This is a genomic window from Rhodococcus oryzae, assembly GCF_005049235.1.
Taxonomy (GTDB): domain Bacteria; phylum Actinomycetota; class Actinomycetes; order Mycobacteriales; family Mycobacteriaceae; genus Rhodococcus_G; species Rhodococcus_G oryzae.
The window spans coordinates 22652-42607 of the sequence record NZ_SUMD01000019.1; the positions used below are offsets into that span (position 1 = coordinate 22652).

Sequence of the window (19956 nt, forward strand, 5' to 3'; positions counted from 1 at the left end):
CGGTGGCGCTTTTCCGGTCGCGGCGCGCGGTGCCGCTGGCCGTCGTCACGCTCATCACCCTCGTGATGCTGTTCTCGCCCGGTTCCACGGTGCCGAGCGGACCGCCCAACATCGACAAGGTCACCCACCTGCTGATGTTCGCGGCCCTGGCCTACAGCGCGCGGTTCGCGGGCATCGGGGTCACGGCGGTGGTCGTCTGGGCCGGGCTCTACGCGGCGGCGTCGGAGGTCCTGCAGGGCCTGCTGCCGATCCACCGGAGCGCGTCGGTTTGGGACTGGGCCGCGGACATCGTGGGTGTGGCAGTCGGGCTGGTGATCTTCCGGGCGTGGCAGGCTGGACGGGGGAGACCGGCGACGGGCGGTCGCGACGAGGAGAGGTAGCGGCATGCGGATTCGTGGTGCGGTGCTGGAGGAGATCGGTCGGGAGCGTCCGTTCGCACAGTCGCGGCCCATCTCGATCTCGGAGCTCGAGCTCGACGGGCCCGGCCCCGGCGAGCTGCTGGTCCGCATCGAGGCGGCAGGCCTGTGCCACTCGGACCTGTCCGTGGTCGACGGGAACCGGGTGCGTCCTGTGCCGATGCTGCTCGGGCACGAGGCGGCCGGGAGGGTCGAGGCGCTCGGTGCCGGGGTGCACGATGTGACGATCGGACAGCGGGTGGTGATGACCTTCCTGCCGCGCTGCGGTGAGTGTGCGGGCTGCGCGACCGACGGCCGGATGCCCTGCAGCGCGGGCGGTGCCGCGAACAACGCGGGCACCCTGCTCGGTGGCGGGGAGCGCCTGCACCGCGACGGCGAGCCGGTGCACCACCATCTCGGTGTGTCGGGGTTCGCGACGCATGCTGTGGTCGACCGCCGGTCGGTGGTCCCGGTGGGCGACGACGTGCCACCCGCGGTCGCGGCTGTGCTCGGCTGCGCCGTCCTGACCGGCGGTGGCGCGGTGCTGAACGCGGCACGGACGGCGCCGGGGGATTCGATCATGGTGGTCGGCCTCGGCGGGGTAGGGATGGCCGCGATCCTGACCGCGGTGTCGCTCGGCCTCGGCGAGGTGATCGGCGTCGATGCGATGCCCGAGAAGCTCGCGGTGGCAACCGAACTCGGCGCTACGCAGGTGTACACCCCGGGAGAGCTGGCGGAGCGCGGCGTGCGGGCGTCCCTGGTTGTCGAGGCGGCGGGCAACGCGCGTGCCTTCGAGGCCGCGGTGGCGGCGACCGCCCCCGGCGGCACCACCGTGACGGTCGGGCTGCCCAGTCCCGAGGCCAGATCCGCGATCTCGCCGCTGCTGCTGGTCGCCGAGGCCAGGACCATCGTCGGCAGCTACCTCGGATCGGCCGTGCCCTCGAGGGACATCCCGAGGTATGCGCAGATGTGGCGCGAGGGCCGGCTGCCCGTCGAGCGGCTGATCTCCTCGCAGATCACGCTCGATGACATCAATCGCGGCATGGACGAGCTGGCCGAGGGCCGGGCGATCCGTCAGGTGATCGTCTTCGACTGAGCTGCCCGCTCCGACGCGCGAGATGCTGTGATCTGCGTTACTGTCCAGCCGTGACATGTCGCAGGAGCGCCGGCCCCCTGATCCGTCGGGCCGGAACGGCGTTGATCGCATTGGGCGCGTTGACATTTGCCGTCGCAGCTCCGGCGGGCGCCGGGTCTGCCGGCGATTCCGAGCCCGCGGAGGCGCCGCCGGGCGCGAACATCTGGGAGTGCAAGCCCACCGCCGATCATCCGCGCCCCGTCGTCCTGTTGCACGGCACCATGAGCAACCAGAACAGCTGGGACAGGCTCTCGCCCGAACTCGCGGCAGACGGGTACTGCGTCTTCACGCTGAACTACGGCCAGGACCCGACGAGCATGATGGGCTCGATGGGCATGTACGCGACCGGTGACATCCCGACGTCGGCCAGACAGGTCGGTGCGTTCGTCGGCCGCGTGCTGGAGAGCACGGGCACCGATCAGGTGGACGTCGTCGCGCATTCGCAGGGTGGGGTGGTCGCCCGCCAGTTCCTCAGGTTCGAGGGTGGCGCGAACGCCGATCATCCGTCGCAGAACAAGGTTCGCAAGCTGATCACGCTGGGCGCGACGAACCACGGCACCACGATGTCGGGCATGGCCGAACTGGCCAAGCGGATCCCGCCGATTGTCGGTCTGGCCGAGGGCGTCGCGGGCAAGGCCTCCGTCCAGCAGCTCGTGGGCAGCCCGGTGATCACCGCACTGAACTCCGGTGGCGACACCATGCCGGGGATCGACTACACGGTCGTCGCGAGCCGGAACGACTCGATCTCCACGCCGCCAGAGGCGACCTTCCTCGCCGCGGGCCCCGGCGCCACGGTCGAGAATCTGTGGATTCAGGACCTGTGCGCCGCGGACCACTCCGACCACATCGCGCTCGCCGCGTCACCGACCGCCGGCTATGTCGTCAGGAAGGCGCTGGACCCGAGCTTCTCCGCGGACCCCTGTTCCGGGAAGTAGCCGCGGCGCGGATCTCGTCGGTGGCCGCGCGAAAGGCCGGCGCGGCGTGCGCGAAGTAGTCGAACAGCAGGTCGAGCTGTTCGGGGGAGTACCGGCTGAGGACCTCGGCCAGGTGTCGGCGGGCCGGGCCCACCACCTCGTCGACCTCGGGTAGGGCACCCGCGACCGGTTCGATGATCACCCGTCTGCGGTCGTCGGGATCGGCCGCGCGCCGCACGTATCCGGCGCGCTCGAGCCGGTCGATCAGGCGGGTGGTTGCGCCCGTGGTGAGGCCGGTCTCGGCCGCCAGCTGACCCGAGGTCAGGCTGCCGTGCAGGCCGATCCTGCTCAGGGCGTGCCATTCGGAGGTGTGCAGGCCCGCCGCTTCCGCGCTGGCCAGGCCGTTGAGGCCGACGGCGTCGAGGTATTCGCGGAAGATCGCGTGCCGGTTCGCCTCGGTATCGCTTGCCATGACCGTGCATCCCTCCTAGTCTGATATCTGCACGCATGCAGACAATGCGCATGTGCAGTATCTGCTCCAGTCTAACGAGGAGGAGGACGGTATGGGCACCACCGAGGATCGCGCCGCGATCGGTCAGACCATCGACGCGCCCGTCGACGCGTGGGGGCGCCATGACGCCGATGCCTACGGCGCGCAGTTCACCGACGACGCCACCTACGTCACCTACTACCGGGGCCGAGCCGACATCGTCGAGAGCCATCGGGTGCTGTTCGACAAGTTCGTCAAGGGGACCCGCCTGGCGGACCAGGTGCTCGATGTCAGGTTCCTCGGCGCGGACGCCGCTGTGGTCACCGGCCGCGGCGACACCTACAAGGGCGATCCGCCGGCGAAGCTCAGCAAGGTCCAGACGTACGCGATGGTCCGCGAGGTCGACGGGCGGTGGCGGATCGCGGCGTTTCACAACACCAAGCGCAGGCCGTTGATGGAGCGGATCTCGTTCCGGACCGCGCCCGGTCTGGTGCCCGCGGCGGAGCGGTAGCGCCGCGCGCACCGCCGGTGCGATTGCGTAGGCTTCCTTCGAGAGTCAACGTGATAGACGGAGAGTGAATCGAGTGACGATGATCCGGGTCGGTGTTCTTGGTGCCAGCGGCAAGGTCGGCCGCGCTATCTGCGAGGCAGTGGAGGCCGCGCCCGATCTGGAACTCGTCGCGCAGGTCGACCAGGGCGACCGGATCGAGACGTTCGTCGACACCCGCACGCAGGTCGTGGTCGATTTCACCCACCCCGACGTGGTGATGGGCAACCTGGAGTTCCTGGTGGCCAATCGCATCCACGCGGTCGTCGGGACCACCGGGTTCGACGACGCCCGGCTGGCAACCGTGCAGTCCTGGCTGGTGGAGAACCCCGAGGTGGGCGTGCTGATCGCGCCGAACTTCGCCATCGGCGCCGTGCTGTCGATGCGCTTCGCCGAGCAGGCCGCGCGCTTCTTCGACTCGGTCGAGGTCATCGAGTTGCACCACCCGAACAAGGCGGACGCCCCGTCGGGTACCGCCTACCGCACCGCCGCGTTGATCGCGGCGGCACGCGAGAAGGCCGGCCGCGGGCCGAGCCCGGACGCGACCTCCACCGAGCTCGACGGTGCGCGCGGTGCCGATGTGAACGGGGTCAGGGTTCATTCGGTCCGCCTCGCGGGACTCGTTGCGCACCAGGAGGTTCTGCTCGGAACCCAGGGTGAGACGCTGACCATCCGGCACGATTCGATCGACCGCAACTCCTTCGCGCCCGGCGTTCTGCTCGGTGTCCGGGAGATCGCGGGCCGCCCGGGGCTCACCGTCGGCATCGACCCCCTGCTCGACCTGTGAAGAACGGCACCACCAAGGTCGTCGTCACCATCGCGGCGATCGTCCTCGCGCTCGGCTTCTACTTCGTGCTGCTCGGCCAGCGCGGCCTCGACCTGATCCGGGAGGGGGGAGTGGCGCCGATCGGTCTGGGAATCGGCGTGCTGCTGCTGCCGGTGCTGGGCGTCTGGATCGTGGTCGTGACGCTACGTGCCGGATTCGCGCACCAGCACCTCGCGCAGCGCATCGCGGACGAGGGTCTCGAGCTCGATGTGTCGGAGCTGCCGAGGCGGCCCTCGGGTCGGATCGACAGGGACGCCGCGGATCAGCTTTTCGCACAGGTGAAGTCGGAGTGGGAGGCCGATCCGGACAACTGGCGCAACTCCTACCGGCTCGCGCGGGCGTACGACTACGCAGGCGATCGCGGCCGAGCCCGCGACACCATGCGCCGGGCCGTCGCGCTGGAGCAGGCCGAGCGGGAGCAGGGCTGACCCGCACCGTCGGTCCCGACTCGGCCGTACTCTGGACCATGTGACGGACGAGCGCAGGCAGCCAACTCTTTTGGTCGTGCACCACACCCCCTCGCCCGCTACCCGCGAGTTGCTCGAATCGGTGCTGGGCGGTGCCAACGACCCGGAGATCGAGGGTGTCACCGTGCGCTCGCTGCCCGCGCTCGGGGCCACCATCCCGGACGTGCTGGCCGCGGACGGCTACGTCTTCGGCACCTCGGCGAACTTCGGCTACATGTCGGGGGCACTCAAGCACTTCTTCGACACCGTCTACTACCCGTGTCTCGACGCCGTCGCGGGCCGCCCGTACGGGCTGTGGGTGCACGGCAACAACGACACCGCCGGGGCAGTGCGGTCGGTGGACAAGATCGTCGCCGGGCTCGCGCTGACGAAGGTGGCGCAGACGGTGGAGGTCACGGACGGGATCGATGCCCGCGCCCGCGAACTCTGTTACGAGCTGGGGGCGACCGTCGCGGTGACGTTGGCGGAAGCCCAGGCAGCACGTCGATCGGGAGGTTGCGATGGGAAGTGAATCGAAACCGGTCTCGGTCGGTGATCTGGCGGAACGAGTTGCCGGCTCAGCCGCCGGCGATCGGGTGATGAACCACGGCGTTGCGTGCCGGTCGGTATCAAGCCGGCTCCTGCTTGCTCATCCCGCAGCGAAGGGAACTCGCGTATCGCTCGGTTCGCTGTGGAGGCGCAGGCGCCGGTTCTCGTCCACCGCGTCCTGAATCGTCGGGAAGATCCGAAACTGGTCCGCTAAGCCTGATACATCAAGCACTCGTACGGCGCAGCACGCAGGTGCGACAAGGAGAAGCTGGAGGCCATTGGCGGAGGCACGGATGTTCGCCCGCGCCAGCAACTGTGCCCCAGAAAGTCCAAGAAATGTCGTGTGGGTCAGATCCACTATCAGGCTCATGACCGCTGTATCGATGCCGGTATCGAGGGCTGATTGCAGAACTTCGACGGAGCCGTAGTCGACGTCACCGCCGACTTCGACGACAGTCGACCCTGGGCCCCAGCTTCGACCCCGCGCTTCGCAGAGACAGTCATCCAAGCGGCTGTACTGGCGAATATGAATGTGCATTTCCAGACCTCCTCCACTCGGGTGGCGCTGTGGTCGAGAGTGAGCAGCAGATATCGGAGTTCAATAATCAAGGTCGGAATCGCAGGATTATCTAGCAATTCAGGCACAGATTATCGTGCCACCGCTGCTAGCCTGGTGCAAGAGGACGTCAGAATCTGGAGGCACCGCAATGACGCAAGGTTCCACCCCTCGTTCGCGGCTGGGCGTCTATGGCATCTCGGTCGCGTCCGAGCTGTCAGGGATTGACCCGCAGACATTGCGCCTGTATGAGCAGCGGGGACTGCTCGCCCCGGCCCGGACTGAAGGCGGGACCCGGCGCTATAGCGACGACGACCTGATCGCCTTGCGTCATATCGCCGAACTGGTCGCTGCCGGAATCAACCTTGCGGGAGTTGCGCGGATCCTGCAGCTTGAGGCCGACAATCTCCGGCTGGAGATCGAGAACAAGGACCTGCGGGCAGAGCACGAAGGCGCGGCCAGTCGACAACGGGCGCGTTAGTGTGTTCGGCGCTGGGAAGATCACGCCTGGGCCTCTGGAGTATCTATGCCACTTGCCAAGGAAAAGCAACGGTGAGCCCTAGAGGTTCGGGGTCGGATCCAAGCGCCCTCGATGAGTGGTGGCAGACAGCTGTGAACGGCAGCCGCAAGGCTCCGAGCTGACGATGGCAATGTGTGGTGGGCGGTGAGCCGAAACCTATTGGCCGGCATGGCCGTTGCGCGAACACCTGCCACTACCTGCCGACGACCCGCCTACCGGAAGAGGCCTCTGCCCGCCGGGACGAGCCGAACGCGATGTGACCGCCGAGGGCGCCGCTGGCCGCAGCTGCCGCAAGGCCCACCCAGCTCCACGCCTGCGCACGGACGCTCGGTGCGCGCCTGCGCAGCCGAAACGAGACGAGCATCGCGGAGGCGGCCGCCGTATTGCCGAGCGCGTGTACCAGCCCGGCACGGCGGTCTGCTTCATTGCGCTCCGCCCAGTCCGCCCATCCGGTGAGGACCGCGAAGGGCGCTCCGGCCAGCCCGAGGCCGATGAGACGCCGCGCCGCGTGGTGGTCCCGCAGAACGGTCTCCAATACGACCGCCGCCGTCCAGGCGCCGACGGGGACGGTGACCGCCATTGGGTGTACCGGATGGCCCAGCCAGGAACCGCGCAGGAGTCCGGCCGTCCGACCGTGATCGAGGAGTCGGTCGATCCGCTCCTGGAGAGGTGCGCTGATCCGATCCAGCGCGTCGACCGACTCAGGCACGCCGAGGAGTTCGTGAACGTTCATCACATCGACTTTCCGCTCGGGAGTGGCCGCCCTGTCACGGCCGCCGTCAAACCGCCATTACCCCTCCAGCGGATACCCACACCCACGGTCGATAATCCTCGCGGTGTTTGCTGACGGCTCGACCCCGAAGATCGTGCATTCACTGCGCGCCGGTGATTGTGCTCATGGCGGCGACGTACCCAGACGTCTGCAACGGTGAACCGGCCTGTCGCTCTGGCCCAAATGTCGGACTCCGATGGCAGGGTGGGGACATGCTCGAGATGACGGCCGCCGCCGCCAGGCGAACCGCGCTGGCCGCGCAGGGGTTCGCCGACGCCCGCCCGACCACCGCGCCCACCCGCAGACACCTGCTCAAGGCGGTCGGTAGGACCTCGCTGCTGCAGATCGATTCGGTCTCGGTGGCCGTGAGGGCGCACTACATGCCGGTGTTCAGCCGGATCGGTGCCTACGACCGGGGCCTGCTGGACGACGCCGCGTGGCGGCACACCGCCGCGAAGCCCCGTGCGCTGGTCGAGTATTGGGCCCACGAGGCGGCGCTGATCCCGGTGGGGGACTGGCCGCTGCTGCGCTGGCGGATGCGCGCCTACGAGGGCGGTCGCTGGGAAGGGGAGCGCAAGGTGCTCGAGCGGAACCCGGCCCTGATCCGCGACGTCGTCGACGTGATCTCGGCGGTCGGGTCGGCGAGCGCGGGCGACATCGAGCGGCGCCTCGAGATCGACCGCGGTCGCAGGGCCGGGCCGTGGTGGGATCGCAGTGATACGAAGGTCATCTGCGAGCAACTGTTCGCGGCGGGTGCGCTGTCGGTGGACAGGCGGGTCGGCTTCGTCCGGCACTACGACCTCGCCGACCGGGTGCTCCCGGCCGGCGTCGTGTCCAGCCGGATCGACGAGGGGGACGCGGTGCGCGAACTGATCCGTCGCGCCGCGCGGTCTCTCGGCGTCGGAACGGAGCCGGACCTGCGCGACTACTACCGGCTCTCGCGTGCCCAGGCCGCCGCCGCGATCGCGGACCTGGTGGACGAGGGGACCCTGGCCCCGGTGACCGTGCGCGGCTGGGGAGTCCCCGCCTACCGACACGTCGAGGCACGAACGCCGCGCCGGATCACCGGAGCGGCGTTGCTGTGCCCGTTCGACCCGTTGGTGTTCTTCCGTCCGCGCACCGAACGGATCTTCGACTTCCACTACCGGCTCGAGATCTACACGCCCCAGCACAAGCGGGTGCACGGGTATTACGTATTCCCGTTCCTGCTCGACGGCGAGTTGGTCGCCCGCGTGGATCTCAAGGCCGATCGCGGCGCCGACGCCCTCCAGGTGCACGGCGCCTTCGCGGAGGGCGAGGGCGAGGGCGGGGACGGGCGCGTGGTGGAGTCGCTGGCCTCGTCGCTGCGCGAGATGGCGGACTGGCTCGGGCTCTCGGACGTCAGGGTCGGCGAGCGCGGCGATCTCGCTGGCGCACTCGCCGACCGGGTCTGATCGCCCAGGATCGGATCCGGTTGTCGGTCAGAGGGTTTCGACGAACTTGGTCAGGCCCTTGGAGGCCGTTTCGAGGGCGATCTTCTGGCCGCGCTTGACGATGAACCCGGGCATCGGGATCTTCAGGTCGACGGTCAGATCGAAGGTCACGTTCGTGCCGTCGCCGTCCGCGACGAGCGTGTACGAGCCGTCCTGCGTCTTCTGCTGGTCGCTCTCGACGAGGCTCCAGCTCACCTTCTCGTCGCCGACCCACTGGTAGTCCACGACCTGCTCGTCGTTGACGCCCAGCACCGAGACCTTCATGCGCACGCGCAGCGGACGGCCGTCGGGGTGGGTGCTCTCGACGATCACCGACTTGTGCGAGGACGACCACTCCGGTACTCGTTCCACCGCGACGATCGCCTCCATCACCTTGGCCGGATCGGCCTTGATGTGGAATTCCTTGTTGCCTGACACGGCCATCGAGCCCACCCCTTAATGCGATTGCGTCCAAACTCAGTGCGTCATTACATCACTCCGAGACCGTCCTGGGTTGCGGACGCGCGTCCAGGTCATTCCTCCGTCCGCCTGCCCTTGCGCACCTGGTCCCGGAGCGCGCCCTGGACGGCCTGCGACACCCAGGAGTTCAGCGACATCCCGTTCTGTGATGCGGCCTCCTCCGCGCGTGACTTCATCTGATCCACCAGGCGCAGGGTCACCCGGGAGATGTCACCGGTGACGTCATCTACGGCATCATTGATGTAGTCGCTCGTCGTGCTCTCGCCGCGCGGGCCGGATCCGGGCCGCGCCGGGCGAGCCACCTCGACGTGCGTTCGATCGCCGTCGAGTCGCACGTGCACCGTCCGGTCGCCGAGCGCGGTCGACACCTCGGCCGCCAGGTCGGAGAGTGCGGACAGCAGCATCAATCGCGCCGAGTTCTCGGCCGCGACGGCCAGCGCCTCGGCGATTCTCTTGGTGTTCTCGTCGCCGAGGGCGGCCGCCGCGATCAGGTCGTCACGCAGGGTGGTGGTGTACTCCGACAGTTCCATGACGTCAGTGTGACGTCATTCTTGACGTCGGTCAAGGTGTCATGGCGTCAGGCGAGCAGCTTCGCCTTCAGCGCGGCGATGTCGGCGTCGGTCAGGCCGAGGCCCTGGTGCACGTAATTGTCGAAGCTGCCGTAGCGCTCGTCGGCGGTGGCGAAGGCGCCGTCGAGCCATTCCTGCTTGACGCCGTCGAGCAACGCGGAGGGGCTGGTGGCGTCGACCCCGCGGTAGACGTTGCTCAGCATGAAGTCGGCGTTCACCGTCGCGCGGTCGACACCGAGGATCGTCAGCAGCACCGCGGCGGTCCAGCCGGTCCGGTCCTTGCCCGCGCTGCAGTGGAAGAGCACCGCGCCGTCGGTGTCGCGGATGTCGCGGAGCACGGCGGCGAAGGCCTCATTGGCGCCGGGGCCGGTGATGAAGGCGCGGTAGGCCGAGTTCAGGTCGACCAGCGTGGTGACGGGCGAGGCGCCGAGCACGTCGTACCAGTTGGCTTTGGCGCCCGCGGGTACGAGGTCGGGCTGCAGCGCCCGCTCGTAGACGGTGCGCAGGTCGTCGACGGCCTTGACGTTGCGGCCCTCGAGCGTGCCGAGGTCGGCGGGGGACAGCTTGTTCAGCGCATCGGTGCGGAAGACGAGCCCGGTCTTGACCGTGCGACCGTCGGCGGTGGTGTATCCGCCGACGTCGCGGGCGTTCTTGGCGCCGTCGAGGTGCAGGGACCGGTCGAAGACCGACTGCTCGACGGCCGCCGGTGCCGCGGCCAGGGCGGTGCCCGCGGCGGAACCGACGAAGATCGAGGTTCCGATGGTGAGGGCGGCGGCCGCGCGCAGGACGCGGGCACGGTTCGGGGTGAGGGCCACGAGGTGTCTCCATGGGGGTCGGCGCGGATCACGGCGCGGTGATCCAAGACGTTCGGACACAGGAGTTGGTACACCGTTCAGGTGAACGCGAGGAGTCGCGCCGATAGGGTGCGGTGATTCGGCGAGCAGGTCTCAGCAGGACCAAGCAGGACCAGGAAGGAACGCAGTGCGGCAAGCGGTGTCTCTGAAAGTGCAACTCATCGCGAAGACGGAGTTCGCCCCACCGGCGGACGTGCCGTGGGAGACCGATGCCGACGGCGGCGAGGCGCTCGTCGAGTTCGCCGGTCGGGCCTGCTATCAGAGCTGGTCGAAGCCGAACCCGCGAACCGCGACCAACGCCGGTTATCTCCGTCACCTCCTCGAGGTCGGGCACCTGTCGGTCCTCGAACACGGCAGCGTGAGCTTCTACATCACGGGGATCTCGCGCTCCTGCACGCACGAGCTGATCCGGCACCGGCACCTGTCGTACTCGCAGCTCTCGCAGCGATCGGTCACCGAGCGGGACGCCAACGTCGTGGTGCCGCCCGCCGTGGTCGGCGACCCCGAGCTCGAAGCGCTGTTCGTGGCGGCGACCGATGCCAGCCGCGCCGCCTATGTGGAACTGCTCGAGGCGCTCGAGACCAAGCTCGCGCACGTCCCGAACGGGTCTCTGCGGGCGCGCCAGGCACGGCAGGCGGCGAGGTCCGTGCTGCCCAACGCGACCGAGACCAGGGTGGTCGTCACCGGCAACTACCGGGCTTGGCGGCATTTCATCGCGATGCGTGCCTCCGAGCATGCCGACGTGGAGATTCGCAGCCTGGCAATCGAATGCCTTCGTCAGCTCACGGAGGCAGCACCGAATGTGTTCGGAGACTTCGAGATCGCGACAATGCCGGACGGCACCGAGGTCGCGGTGAGCGAGTTCGACAACCGCGACTGAGCGGGGCGATTCGGCACGGGCACTGCGGTGTTCAATCTTCACCTGCCCACCGGGTAACCTTCTGACCATGACCAACGGTGAATCCGCCCCCGTCGAGCATCCGTTCGGCACCATCCTGACCGCGATGGTGACCCCGTTTACCGGCGACGGGAAGCTGGACGTCGATGCGGGCGTTCGGCTGGCGACGCACCTCGTCGACGGCGGCTGCGACGGGTTGGTGCTCGCGGGCACCACCGGTGAATCTCCCACCACCACGGAGAACGAGAAGCTCGAGCTGATGCGCGCGGTCATCGACGCCGTCGGCAGCCGGGCCAGGATCGTCGCGGGCGCGGGCAGCAACGACACCGCACACAGCGTCGAGCTGGCGCGTGACGCCGCTCGGGCGGGCGCGCACGGACTGCTCGTCGTCACCCCGTACTACTCGAAGCCGCCGCAGGCCGGCCTGCTGGCGCATTTCACCGCGGTCGCCGACGCGACGGACCTGCCCGTGATGCTGTACGACATCCCGCCGCGCTCGGTGGTGCCGATCGAGACCGAGACGATCTACCGGCTCGCCGAGCACCCGCGGATCCTGGCGGTCAAGGACGCGAAGGGCGACCTGAACGCAGGCGCGGAGCTGATCGCGAACACGGACCTGCAGTTCTTCTCCGGCGATGACCCGCTGAACCTGCCGTGGCTCTCCGTCGGAGCCACCGGTTTCGTCAGTGTGATCGGTCACCTCGTCCCGGGGCGCCTGCGCGAGCTGCGCGATGCGTTCCTGGCGGGCGACAACGACCGCGCCCGTGAGATCAACGTGAGCCTGCTCCCGCTGATCAGGTCGCTCGGCCTGCTCGGTGGCGTCTCGGCCTCGAAGGCCGGGCTGCGACTGCAGGGCATAGACGTCGGTGACCCACGATTGCCACAGGTGCCGCCAAGCCCGGAACAGGTCGAGGTCCTCGCGGCCGACCTGCGCGCGGCAGGGGTGCTGTCATGACTCGCCCGCCGCGTCGTCGCAGCGCCAGCCGTCAGGCCGGACCCCCGGCCCCCGCCGCGGCTCCCGAGGCCGCCCAGAAGCAGCAGGCCCCCGCCCCGGCCCCCGAACAGCCGCAGCAGCAGCAGCAGGCACCGGCCGAGTCGGCACCGGCTGCGCAGGAGCAGGCACCCAAGCGTCGCCGCGGTGGCGCGAAGTCGCAGGGCGGCGCCGCCGCCAAGTCGGAGGGTGGCAACGCCCCCAAGTCCCGTTCGCAGGGCGGTTCGGGACGTCCGCAGCGGCAGCCGAAGAACGGGGGCGGCGGGCAGCGCCCGGACGGCCGCGTCGACCCGACCGAACGGCTCGGCCTCCCGCCGAAGGCGCCCCGTAACGGCCTGCGGGTCGTCGCGCTCGGCGGCATCGGCGAGATCGGCCGCAACATGACGGTCTTCGAACACAAGGGCAAGATCCTCATCGTCGACTGCGGTGTCCTCTTCCCCGAGGACCAGCAGCCCGGTGTCGACCTGATCCTCCCGGACTTCGCGTACATCGAGGACCGGATGGCGGACGTCGAGGCCGTGGTGCTCACGCACGGTCACGAGGACCACATCGGCGCGATCCCGTTCCTGCTGCGCCTGCGCCCTGACCTGCCGGTCATCGGCTCGAAGTTCACCCTCGCGCTGGTCGCAGCCAAGTGCCGCGAGCACCGGCAGCGGCCGAACCTGATCGAGGTCATCGAGGGTCAGCGCACCACGCACGGCCCGTTCGAGTGCGAGTACTTCGCCGTCAACCACTCGATTCCGGACGCCATCGCCATCGCGATCCGCACCGACGCAGGCGTGGTGCTGCACACCGGCGACATCAAGCTGGACCAGCTGCCGCTCGACGGCCGCCTGACCGACCTCGCGGGCTTCTCGCGGCTCGGCGACGAGGGCGTCGACCTGTTCCTGGTGGACTCCACCAACGCCGAGGTGCCCGGCTTCGTCACTCCCGAGCGGGAGATCGGCGGTGTCCTGGACAACGTCATCGGCAAGGCCAAGCAGCGCGTCATCGTCGCGTCGTTCGCCAGTCACGTGCACCGCATCCAGCAGGTGGTGGACGTCGCGGTGCGGTACAACCGCCGGATCGCGTTCGTCGGCCGGTCCATGGTCCGCAACATGCAGATCGCCCAGGACCTCGGCTATCTGTCCGTTCCCGACGGCGTCGTCGTCGACGTGGACACCGCGGCGAACCTGCCCGACGACCGGCTGGTGCTCATTTCCACCGGCTCGCAGGGCGAACCGCTCTCCGCGCTGTCCCGGATGGCCCGCGGCGAGCACCGGCAGATCAACGTCCGCGCGAACGACCTCGTGGTCCTCGCGTCCTCGCTGATCCCCGGCAACGAGAACTCGGTGTTCGCGGTGGTCAACGGCCTCGCCAAGCGCGGCGCCACCGTCGTCACCCAGCAGAGCGCCAAGGTGCACGTCTCCGGCCACGCCTCGGCGGGCGAGCTGCTCTACCTGTACAACGCGGTGCGGCCGACCAACGCGATGCCCGTGCACGGCGAGTGGCGGCACCTGCGGGCCAACGCGGCGCTGGCCAAGGCCACCGGTGTCCCGGAGGAGCGCATCGTGCTCGCCGAGGACGGCGTCGTGGTGGACATGGTCGACGGCCTCGCCGAGATCGTGGGCCGGGTGCCGGTCGGCATGGTCTACGTGGACGGGAACTCCGTCGGCGACGTCGGCGACTCGACCCTCTCGGACCGGCTCGTGCTAGGCGAGGGTGGATTCATCTCGATCTCGCTCGCCGTGGACACGCACACCGGCAAGGCCGTCAGTACCCCCGAGGTGCACGGGCGCGGCTTCTCCGACGACCCGGCGGCGCTCAAGGAGGCCGCGGTGCTCGTCGAGGCGGAACTCGCCCGGCTCGCGGCCGAGGGCATCACCGACACCCATCGGATCGCGCAGGCGGTTCGGCGCGTGGTCGGTCGCTGGGTGGCGGACAAGTACCGGCGTCGGCCGATGATCGTGCCGACCGTCATCGGCGTCTAGCCGCCGCACCACCACTCCTCGCGACGGCCGGCCCGGTTCGACACCGGGCCGGCCTGCGCGTGGGTGTCAGAACAGCAGTCGCCACAGTCCGATCAGGCCGACGACGACGATGACGGCGCGGAGCGCCGTCGGGGAGAGGTGTCGGCCGTACCTGGCACCGACGGCTCCGCCGACGAGCGATCCGACGGCGATGAGTCCCGCTGCGGCCCAACTGATCCGGTCGAAGGCCACCAGGGTGTACGCCGTGGCGGCGACGACGTTGACCAGCAGTGAGAGCAGGTTCTTCGCGGCGTTCATCCGCTGCATCGACTCCGGCAGCAGGGCGCCCATCACGCCAACCAGCAGGATTCCCTGTGCGGCCGTGAAGTAGCCGCCGTATACCCCGACCGCGAAGGTGCCACCGGTCAGCGCGGCCATCCGGCCGGGCCCGACGTGCTCGGCGTCGCGGCCCTGCGCCTCCGCGCGCTCGCGGGCCCAGGCCTGGATCCGCGGACCGGCGACCACCAGGATCAGTGCGAGTGCCAACAGCACGGGCACGATCGTGACGAACGCCTTCTCGGGCAGGTGCAGCAGCAGCCAGGCGCCGAGGCCCGCTCCCGCGAGCGACGCCGGGATCTGCCAGCGCAGCCGGTCCCACTGGCCGCGGAGTTCGCGACGGTATCCCCAGGTGCTCGACACGCCACCCGCAACGAGGCCTACCGCATTCGACATCGTCGCGACCACCGGCGGATAGCCGAACGCGACCAGGGTGGGAAAGGTGATCAGGGTTCCCGAGCCGACGAGGGCGTTGATCGCGCCCGCGCCGAAACCGGCGAGGGCGATGACGATCATCTCGGTGATGGGCACCGCAGGGACGGTACTGGGTGCGTGTCAGCGCGCGGACGGACCCGCGCGGCAGTAGCGTGGCGGGCATGAAGCTGGCCCACGACGAGCGGCTCGCGCTCGTGGTCACGATGGCCGAGTTCGGGCCCGACGCGCCAACGCTGTGCGGCGAGTGGACCGTCCGGGATCTGGCCGCACATCTCGTACTCCGCGAACGACGGCCCGATGCGGCCGCGGGCATCATGGTCTCGGCCCTGTCCGGGTACACCGAGCTGGTGCAGGCATCGATCGCCCGCGGATCCTTCGAGGACCTGCTCGAGCAGATCAGGACGGGTCCGCCCGTGTGGTCGCCGATGCGGCCGTTCGACGAGCAGCTGAATCTGGCCGAGATGTTCGTCCACCACGAGGACGTGCGGCGCGGTGGTCAGGACTGGGAGCCCCGGACCCTCGATCCGGTCTGGTCGGGTCCGCTCTGGACGCTGGCCCGGCGGATGGGCAGGCGCGCATATCGACGGGCGTCCTGCTCGGTCGTGCTGGAGCGCCCGGACGGAGGACGGTCCACGGTGCGCAGCGCGGGCGGCGAGACCGTGGTGCTGCGCGGCGACCCCGCGGAACTCGCCCTGCACGCCTTCGGACGCGACGCGGTCCGGCTCGAGGCCACGGGCTCCGATCAGGCCGTCCAGGGTGTGATGTCGCTCGATCGCGGCATCTAGAAGCCCTGTTGCGGGTGTTGCGGATGGTCCTGATGGGGCCTCAGCGACTAACCTGACGTGCATGGCAGGTAAGACCGGGACCAGAACTACCAAGAGCGCGTCATCCTCGCCGCGGTCCTCCGCGAGCTCGGGATCGTCGGCGTCGGGTGGTTCGAAGGCGCGGTCGGGCGGCCGGACCACCAAGACGGTGACCACCCCACGCAAGCCGACGGCGCCGCGCAGCAACGCACAGGCGGCGAGGCGCAAGCCGGCCGCGAAGGCGCCGGTGAGCCCGCTCAAGGCCGCCGGGCGAGGGCTGGGCCGCGGCTGGGCCCTGATGGCGCGCGGTGTCGGCGCGACGACGAGGACGGTCAGCAAGGCCGCCGACATCGAGCCGGGACACCGCCGGGACGGAATCGCCCTCGGCCTCGTCGCGGGCAGCGTGATCGTCGCGGCCGCCATGTGGTTCGCCGCGGGGGGCCCGGTCGGGGACTGGATCGAGACCGGGGTGCGGGCGCTGTTCGGTGGCGCGGGCGCGGTCCTGCCGATCATCGCAGGCGCGATCGCGGTGGTGCTGATGCGTTCGGAGCCACACCCGGAGGTGCGGCCACGGCTGATCCTCGGTTCGCTGCTGATCGGCCTGCCCGCGCTTGGCGTGTGGCACGTCATCAGTGGGGCGCCCGTCGACGCGGAGGGCCGGGCCGAGGCGGCGGGGTTCCTCGGGTACGTCATCGGTGGACCGCTGACCGACGGCCTCACCATGTGGCTCTCCATCCCGCTGCTGGCCCTGGCGATGGGGTTCGGGGTCCTGCTGGTCACCGGCACCACCGTCCGTGAGGTGCCGGAGCGGCTGAGGACGCTGTTCGGCGTGCACGGTCACGCCGACGAGTACGAGCCGTACGACCCGGAGGACGGCTACGACCACGGCCACGACGACCCGGGGCACGACGATCTCGAGGACCTGCGAAACCTGCGTCCTGCGCGCCGATCCCGTCGGGCCCGCCAGGACCCGTCGGACTTCGACCCGACCCTGTTCGATGCCGACGGCTACCCGGTGGACGAGCCGGTGGGGCCCGCCGCGAACTACCCGGTCGACGAGACCGCGAACGAGGCGGTCACCGAGGTCATCGCGGCGCCGCCCGCCGCTCCGGCGCCCCCGGCCCGACCGCGGCCGAAGCCGAAGCCGACACCCGCGCCGGCCGCGGCCGAGGACACCACGCCCGCGATGCTGATCCCGGACCGCGTCATCGAGGGCGACTACACGTTGCCGCCGACGTCGCTGCTGATCGAGGGCGATCCGCCGAAGACCCGCAGCTCGGCCAACGACACCATGATCGAGGCCATCACCGAGGTGCTCGAGCAGTTCAAGATCGACGCCGCGGTCACCGGTTTCACCCGCGGCCCGACGGTCACCCGATACGAGGTGGAGCTCGGCCCCGGCGTCAAGGTCGAGAAGATCACCGCCCTGGCCCGCAACATCGCGTACGCCGTGGCGACCGACAACGTCCGGTTGCTCGCACCGATCCCCGGCAAGTCCGCGGTGGGCATCGAGGTGCCGAACTCTGACCGGGAGATGGTGCGCCTGGCGGACGTGCTGTCCGCGCCGTCGACCCGGAAGGATCACCACCCGTTGGTGATCGGCCTCGGCAAGGACATCGAGGGCAATTTCGTCAGCGCGAACCTGGCGAAGATGCCGCACCTGCTGGTGGCGGGTTCGACGGGCTCCGGCAAGTCCAGCTTCGTGAACTCCATGCTGGTCTCGCTGCTCGCCCGGGCCACCCCGGACGAGGTGCGGATGATCCTGATCGACCCGAAGATGGTGGAACTGACCCCGTACGAGGGCATCCCGCACCTGATCACGCCGATCATCACCCAGCCGAAGAAGGCGGCGGCCGCGCTGGCGTGGCTGGTCGAGGAGATGGAGCAGCGCTACCAGGACATGCAGGCCAACAAGGTCAGGCACGTGGACGACTTCAACAAGAAGGTCCGCTCCGGGGAGATCACGGCGCCGCTCGGCAGCGAGCGCGTGTACCGGCCGTACCCGTACATCCTCGCCATCGTCGACGAGCTCGCGGACCTGATGATGACCGCGCCGAGGGACGTGGAGGAGGCGATCGTCCGGATCACGCAGAAGGCGCGCGCGGCCGGCATCCACCTGGTGCTCGCCACCCAGCGCCCGTCGGTGGACGTGGTCACCGGACTGATCAAGACGAACGTGCCCTCCCGCCTTGCCTTCGCGACGTCCTCGCTCACGGACTCGCGGGTCATCCTCGACCAGCCGGGCGCGGAGAAGCTGATCGGTATGGGTGACGCGCTGTTCCTGCCCATGGGGGCAGGCAAGCCGACCCGTCTGCAGGGCGCCTTCATCACCGACGAAGAGATCTCCGCGATCGTCGACTTCTCCAAGAACCAGGCCGAGCCCGAGTACACCGACGGCGTCACGGCCTCGAAGGCGGCGGAAAAGAAGGACGTCGACCCCGACATCGGCGACGACATGGACGTGCTGCTGCAGGCCGTCGAGCTGGTGGTCACCAGCCAGTTCGGGTCGACCTCGATGCTTCAGCGCAAGCTCCGGGTCGGTTTCGCCAAGGCGGGTCGCCTGATGGACCTGATGGAGACCAGGGGAGTGGTCGGCCCCAGCGAGGGCTCCAAGGCCCGCGACGTGCTGATCAAGCCGGACGAACTGGACGGGCTGCTCTGGTCGATCCGCGGTGGGGACCCGGAGTCCGAGCCCGAGGACTGAGTCGGCCGGGCCCGCGCCTGACCGGCGGGCCGGCCGCTTTGTGGTTGAATGAACGAGCCTTGGAGGGGAGTATCCCCCATTCCTGTGGCAACCTCGTCAGCACGAACGGCACCATTGCCGCTCCGGGGTTGCCGGTCGACTGCACCGTCGGCGGGAGAGACCTCCGGTGCCCTACCTATCGGCAACCGGAGGTCGTTGGCTGATGCATGTCACACCGCTCATCTGGATCGTCACCATTGCGGTGATCCTCGGGCTCTTCGTATTCGATTTCTTCGCGCACGTGCGCACCCCCCACGAGCCCACCTTCCGCGAATCCGCCTTCTGGTCGGCCGTCTACATCGGCATCGCGATCCTGTTCGGCTTCGTGATCATCTGGGGCTGGGGCGGGACCTACGGCGGTGAGTATTTCGCCGGGTACGTCACCGAGAAGGCCCTGTCGGTCGACAACCTGTTCGTGTTCGTCATCATCATGTCGACCTTCGCGATTCCCCGTCAGTACCAACAGAAGGTGCTGCTGATCGGCATCGTGATGGCCCTGGTGATGCGCGGCGCCTTCATCGCCGTCGGCGCCGCGGCGATCAACGCGTACAGCTGGGTCTTCTACCTGTTCGGCATCTTCCTCGTCTACACCGCGTACAAGCTGATCCGCGAGGCCGGTCACGAGGCGGAGGTCGAAGAGGAACGCGAGAGCAAGATCATCGCGTTGGCCAAGCGTTTCCTGCCGACCACCGAGGAGTTCGACGGCGACCGGCTGACCACCAAGATCGACGGCAAGCGTCTGGTCACGCCGCTGTTCCTGGCACTCGTCGCGATCGGGTTCACCGACGTCCTGTTCGCGCTCGACTCCATCCCCGCGATCTACGGCCTCACCAAGGAGCCGTACATCGTGTTCACCGCGAACGCGTTCGCACTGATGGGCCTGCGGCAGCTGTACTTCCTGATCGGCGGGCTGCTCGAGCGGCTGGTGTACCTGTCCTACGGCCTGTCGATCATCCTCGCGTTCATCGGTGTGAAGCTGGTGCTGCACGCGCTGCACGAGAACACCCTGCCGTTCATCAACGGCGGCGAGCCCGTGAGCGTCCCCGTGATCTCCACTGGATTCTCGCTGCTCGTGATCCTCGGTGTGCTGGTGGTGACCGCGGTGGCGAGCCTGCTCAAGACCCGTAACACCGCCGCCAAGTAAGGCCGGGCAACGCGCTGACGCGCAGTGGTGCGGTCACTTCGCCTGGCCTTCCTCGTTGGAGCGGTCGGTGTCGGTGTCCGGCATCAGGCCGAACCACTTCGCGGCGGTGTCGACGTCCTTGTCGCCGCGGCCGGAGATGTTGACCAGCACGAT

General features: G+C 69.1%; 22 protein-coding genes. 15 read left to right on the top strand and 7 right to left on the bottom strand.

Features of this window, described 5'->3' with window-relative positions; genetic code table 11:
* Positions 1–2 precede the first annotated feature (2 nt).
* The 3 genes from FCG67_RS24430 to FCG67_RS24440 are packed head-to-tail and all read left to right on the top strand — an operon-like array spanning position 3 to position 2465.
* The gene (locus tag FCG67_RS24430) at positions 3–380 is read left to right on the top strand and encodes a VanZ family protein (RefSeq protein ID WP_246045271.1); all 378 of its coding nucleotides are present in this window, start codon (positions 3–5) and stop codon (positions 378–380) included.
* A 4-nt stretch (positions 381–384) separates the two neighbouring features.
* A complete protein-coding gene (locus FCG67_RS24435) occupies positions 385–1491 on the top strand; it encodes an alcohol dehydrogenase catalytic domain-containing protein (RefSeq protein ID WP_136912163.1) in 1107 nt (368 codons plus the stop codon).
* A gap of 50 nt (positions 1492–1541) precedes the next feature.
* Positions 1542–2465 (top strand): esterase/lipase family protein, encoded by a 924-nt coding sequence (locus FCG67_RS24440; protein ID WP_211243318.1) that lies wholly within the window; start codon positions 1542–1544, stop codon positions 2463–2465.
* On the opposite strand, the gene FCG67_RS24445 is transcribed toward FCG67_RS24440, so the two are convergent.
* Positions 2413–2916: a MarR family winged helix-turn-helix transcriptional regulator gene (locus FCG67_RS24445; protein ID WP_136912164.1), complete on the bottom strand. Its 504-nt coding sequence runs from the start codon at positions 2914–2916 to the stop codon at positions 2413–2415. The two genes, FCG67_RS24440 and FCG67_RS24445, sit on opposite strands and share 53 nt — an antisense overlap.
* Positions 2917–3007: 91 nt before the next feature.
* Here FCG67_RS24445 and FCG67_RS24450 point away from each other — a divergent pair, with 91 nt between their 5' ends.
* The 4 genes from FCG67_RS24450 to FCG67_RS24465 all read left to right on the top strand — a co-directional run bounded on the left by FCG67_RS24450 (position 3008) and on the right by FCG67_RS24465 (position 5285).
* Entirely contained in the window at positions 3008–3445 is a 438-nt protein-coding gene (locus tag FCG67_RS24450; RefSeq protein ID WP_136912165.1) for an SgcJ/EcaC family oxidoreductase, read from the top strand.
* 79 nt (positions 3446–3524) lie between these two features.
* Entirely contained in the window at positions 3525–4268 is a 744-nt protein-coding gene (dapB, locus tag FCG67_RS24455) for a 4-hydroxy-tetrahydrodipicolinate reductase (RefSeq protein ID WP_136912186.1), read from the top strand.
* Complete coding sequence (locus tag FCG67_RS24460) at positions 4265–4735, top strand: hypothetical protein (RefSeq protein ID WP_136912166.1); 471 nt, start codon at positions 4265–4267, stop codon at positions 4733–4735. Before dapB ends, FCG67_RS24460 begins: the two co-directional genes overlap by 4 nt.
* A 40-nt stretch (positions 4736–4775) precedes the next feature.
* Positions 4776–5285, top strand: a complete 510-nt coding sequence (locus FCG67_RS24465) for a flavodoxin family protein (protein ID WP_136912167.1) — start codon at positions 4776–4778, stop codon at positions 5283–5285.
* 117 nt (positions 5286–5402) lie between these two features.
* On the opposite strand, the gene FCG67_RS24470 is transcribed toward FCG67_RS24465, so the two are convergent.
* Entirely contained in the window at positions 5403–5840 is a 438-nt protein-coding gene (locus tag FCG67_RS24470; RefSeq protein ID WP_136912168.1) for an STAS domain-containing protein, read from the bottom strand.
* A gap of 169 nt (positions 5841–6009) precedes the next feature.
* Here FCG67_RS24470 and FCG67_RS24475 point away from each other — a divergent pair, with 169 nt between their 5' ends.
* Complete coding sequence (locus tag FCG67_RS24475; protein WP_136912169.1) at positions 6010–6339, top strand: MerR family transcriptional regulator; 330 nt, start codon at positions 6010–6012, stop codon at positions 6337–6339.
* A 232-nt stretch (positions 6340–6571) separates the two neighbouring features.
* Here FCG67_RS24475 and FCG67_RS24480 read toward each other — a convergent pair whose 3' ends face one another.
* Entirely contained in the window at positions 6572–7111 is a 540-nt protein-coding gene (locus tag FCG67_RS24480) for a DUF2231 domain-containing protein (RefSeq protein ID WP_136912170.1), read from the bottom strand.
* A 251-nt stretch (positions 7112–7362) separates the two neighbouring features.
* Between FCG67_RS24480 and FCG67_RS24485 the strand changes: the two genes are divergently transcribed.
* The gene (locus FCG67_RS24485; protein WP_136912171.1) at positions 7363–8583 is read left to right on the top strand and encodes a winged helix-turn-helix domain-containing protein; all 1221 of its coding nucleotides are present in this window, start codon (positions 7363–7365) and stop codon (positions 8581–8583) included.
* 27 nt (positions 8584–8610) lie between these two features.
* On the opposite strand, the gene FCG67_RS24490 is transcribed toward FCG67_RS24485, so the two are convergent.
* The 3 genes from FCG67_RS24490 to FCG67_RS24500 all read right to left on the bottom strand — a co-directional run bounded on the left by FCG67_RS24490 (position 8611) and on the right by FCG67_RS24500 (position 10465).
* On the bottom strand, positions 8611–9045 hold the full coding sequence (locus FCG67_RS24490; protein ID WP_097211330.1) for an SRPBCC family protein: 435 nt from the start codon (positions 9043–9045) through the stop codon (positions 8611–8613).
* An 89-nt stretch (positions 9046–9134) separates the two neighbouring features.
* Complete coding sequence (locus FCG67_RS24495) at positions 9135–9611, bottom strand: toxin-antitoxin system HicB family antitoxin (RefSeq protein ID WP_136912172.1); 477 nt, start codon at positions 9609–9611, stop codon at positions 9135–9137.
* Between the two features lie 47 nt (positions 9612–9658).
* Entirely contained in the window at positions 9659–10465 is an 807-nt protein-coding gene (locus FCG67_RS24500; RefSeq protein ID WP_211243319.1) for a tyrosine-protein phosphatase, read from the bottom strand.
* A 166-nt stretch (positions 10466–10631) separates the two neighbouring features.
* Here FCG67_RS24500 and thyX point away from each other — a divergent pair, with 166 nt between their 5' ends.
* The 3 genes from thyX (at position 10632) to FCG67_RS24515 (ending at position 14363) form a co-directional block, all read left to right on the top strand.
* On the top strand, positions 10632–11384 hold the full coding sequence (gene thyX / locus FCG67_RS24505) for an FAD-dependent thymidylate synthase (protein ID WP_136912174.1): 753 nt from the start codon (positions 10632–10634) through the stop codon (positions 11382–11384).
* A gap of 67 nt (positions 11385–11451) precedes the next feature.
* Positions 11452–12357: a 4-hydroxy-tetrahydrodipicolinate synthase gene (gene dapA, locus FCG67_RS24510; RefSeq protein WP_136912175.1), complete on the top strand. Its 906-nt coding sequence runs from the start codon at positions 11452–11454 to the stop codon at positions 12355–12357.
* Entirely contained in the window at positions 12354–14363 is a 2010-nt protein-coding gene (locus FCG67_RS24515; protein ID WP_136912176.1) for a ribonuclease J, read from the top strand. Before dapA ends, FCG67_RS24515 begins: the two co-directional genes overlap by 4 nt.
* Positions 14364–14429: 66 nt before the next feature.
* Here FCG67_RS24515 and FCG67_RS24520 read toward each other — a convergent pair whose 3' ends face one another.
* A complete protein-coding gene (locus tag FCG67_RS24520; RefSeq protein WP_136912177.1) occupies positions 14430–15209 on the bottom strand; it encodes a sulfite exporter TauE/SafE family protein in 780 nt (259 codons plus the stop codon).
* A 65-nt stretch (positions 15210–15274) separates the two neighbouring features.
* Here FCG67_RS24520 and FCG67_RS24525 point away from each other — a divergent pair, with 65 nt between their 5' ends.
* The 3 genes from FCG67_RS24525 to FCG67_RS24535 all read left to right on the top strand — a co-directional run bounded on the left by FCG67_RS24525 (position 15275) and on the right by FCG67_RS24535 (position 19803).
* Entirely contained in the window at positions 15275–15898 is a 624-nt protein-coding gene (locus FCG67_RS24525; RefSeq protein WP_136912178.1) for a TIGR03085 family metal-binding protein, read from the top strand.
* Between the two features lie 61 nt (positions 15899–15959).
* Positions 15960–18620 (top strand): DNA translocase FtsK, encoded by a 2661-nt coding sequence (locus tag FCG67_RS24530; protein WP_136912179.1) that lies wholly within the window; start codon positions 15960–15962, stop codon positions 18618–18620.
* A gap of 202 nt (positions 18621–18822) precedes the next feature.
* Positions 18823–19803 carry a TerC family protein gene (locus FCG67_RS24535; protein ID WP_136912180.1) on the top strand — a complete coding sequence of 327 codons (981 nt, stop codon included), beginning with the start codon at positions 18823–18825 and terminating at the stop codon, positions 19801–19803.
* Positions 19804–19956 lie beyond the last annotated feature (153 nt).

Bases quoted from the DNA above. Each gene is read 5' to 3' on its own strand.
- FCG67_RS24435 (WP_136912163.1), top strand. From the start codon at position 385: ATGCGGATTCGTGGTGCGGTGCTGGAGGAGATCGGTCGGGAGCGTCCG.
- FCG67_RS24445 (WP_136912164.1), bottom strand. From the start codon at position 2,916: ATGGCAAGCGATACCGAGGCGAACCGGCACGCGATCTTCCGCGAATAC.
- FCG67_RS24450 (WP_136912165.1), top strand. From the start codon at position 3,008: ATGGGCACCACCGAGGATCGCGCCGCGATCGGTCAGACCATCGACGCG.
- dapB (WP_136912186.1), top strand. From the start codon at position 3,525: ATGATCCGGGTCGGTGTTCTTGGTGCCAGCGGCAAGGTCGGCCGCGCT.
- FCG67_RS24470 (WP_136912168.1), bottom strand. From the start codon at position 5,840: ATGCACATTCATATTCGCCAGTACAGCCGCTTGGATGACTGTCTCTGC.
- FCG67_RS24475 (WP_136912169.1), top strand. From the start codon at position 6,010: ATGACGCAAGGTTCCACCCCTCGTTCGCGGCTGGGCGTCTATGGCATC.
- FCG67_RS24480 (WP_136912170.1), bottom strand. From the start codon at position 7,111: ATGAACGTTCACGAACTCCTCGGCGTGCCTGAGTCGGTCGACGCGCTG.
- FCG67_RS24485 (WP_136912171.1), top strand. From the start codon at position 7,363: ATGCTCGAGATGACGGCCGCCGCCGCCAGGCGAACCGCGCTGGCCGCG.
- FCG67_RS24490 (WP_097211330.1), bottom strand. From the start codon at position 9,045: ATGGCCGTGTCAGGCAACAAGGAATTCCACATCAAGGCCGATCCGGCC.
- FCG67_RS24495 (WP_136912172.1), bottom strand. From the start codon at position 9,611: ATGGAACTGTCGGAGTACACCACCACCCTGCGTGACGACCTGATCGCG.
- dapA (WP_136912175.1), top strand. From the start codon at position 11,452: ATGACCAACGGTGAATCCGCCCCCGTCGAGCATCCGTTCGGCACCATC.
- FCG67_RS24515 (WP_136912176.1), top strand. From the start codon at position 12,354: ATGACTCGCCCGCCGCGTCGTCGCAGCGCCAGCCGTCAGGCCGGACCC.
- FCG67_RS24525 (WP_136912178.1), top strand. From the start codon at position 15,275: ATGAAGCTGGCCCACGACGAGCGGCTCGCGCTCGTGGTCACGATGGCC.
- FCG67_RS24530 (WP_136912179.1), top strand. From the start codon at position 15,960: ATGGCAGGTAAGACCGGGACCAGAACTACCAAGAGCGCGTCATCCTCG.
- FCG67_RS24535 (WP_136912180.1), top strand. From the start codon at position 18,823: ATGCATGTCACACCGCTCATCTGGATCGTCACCATTGCGGTGATCCTC.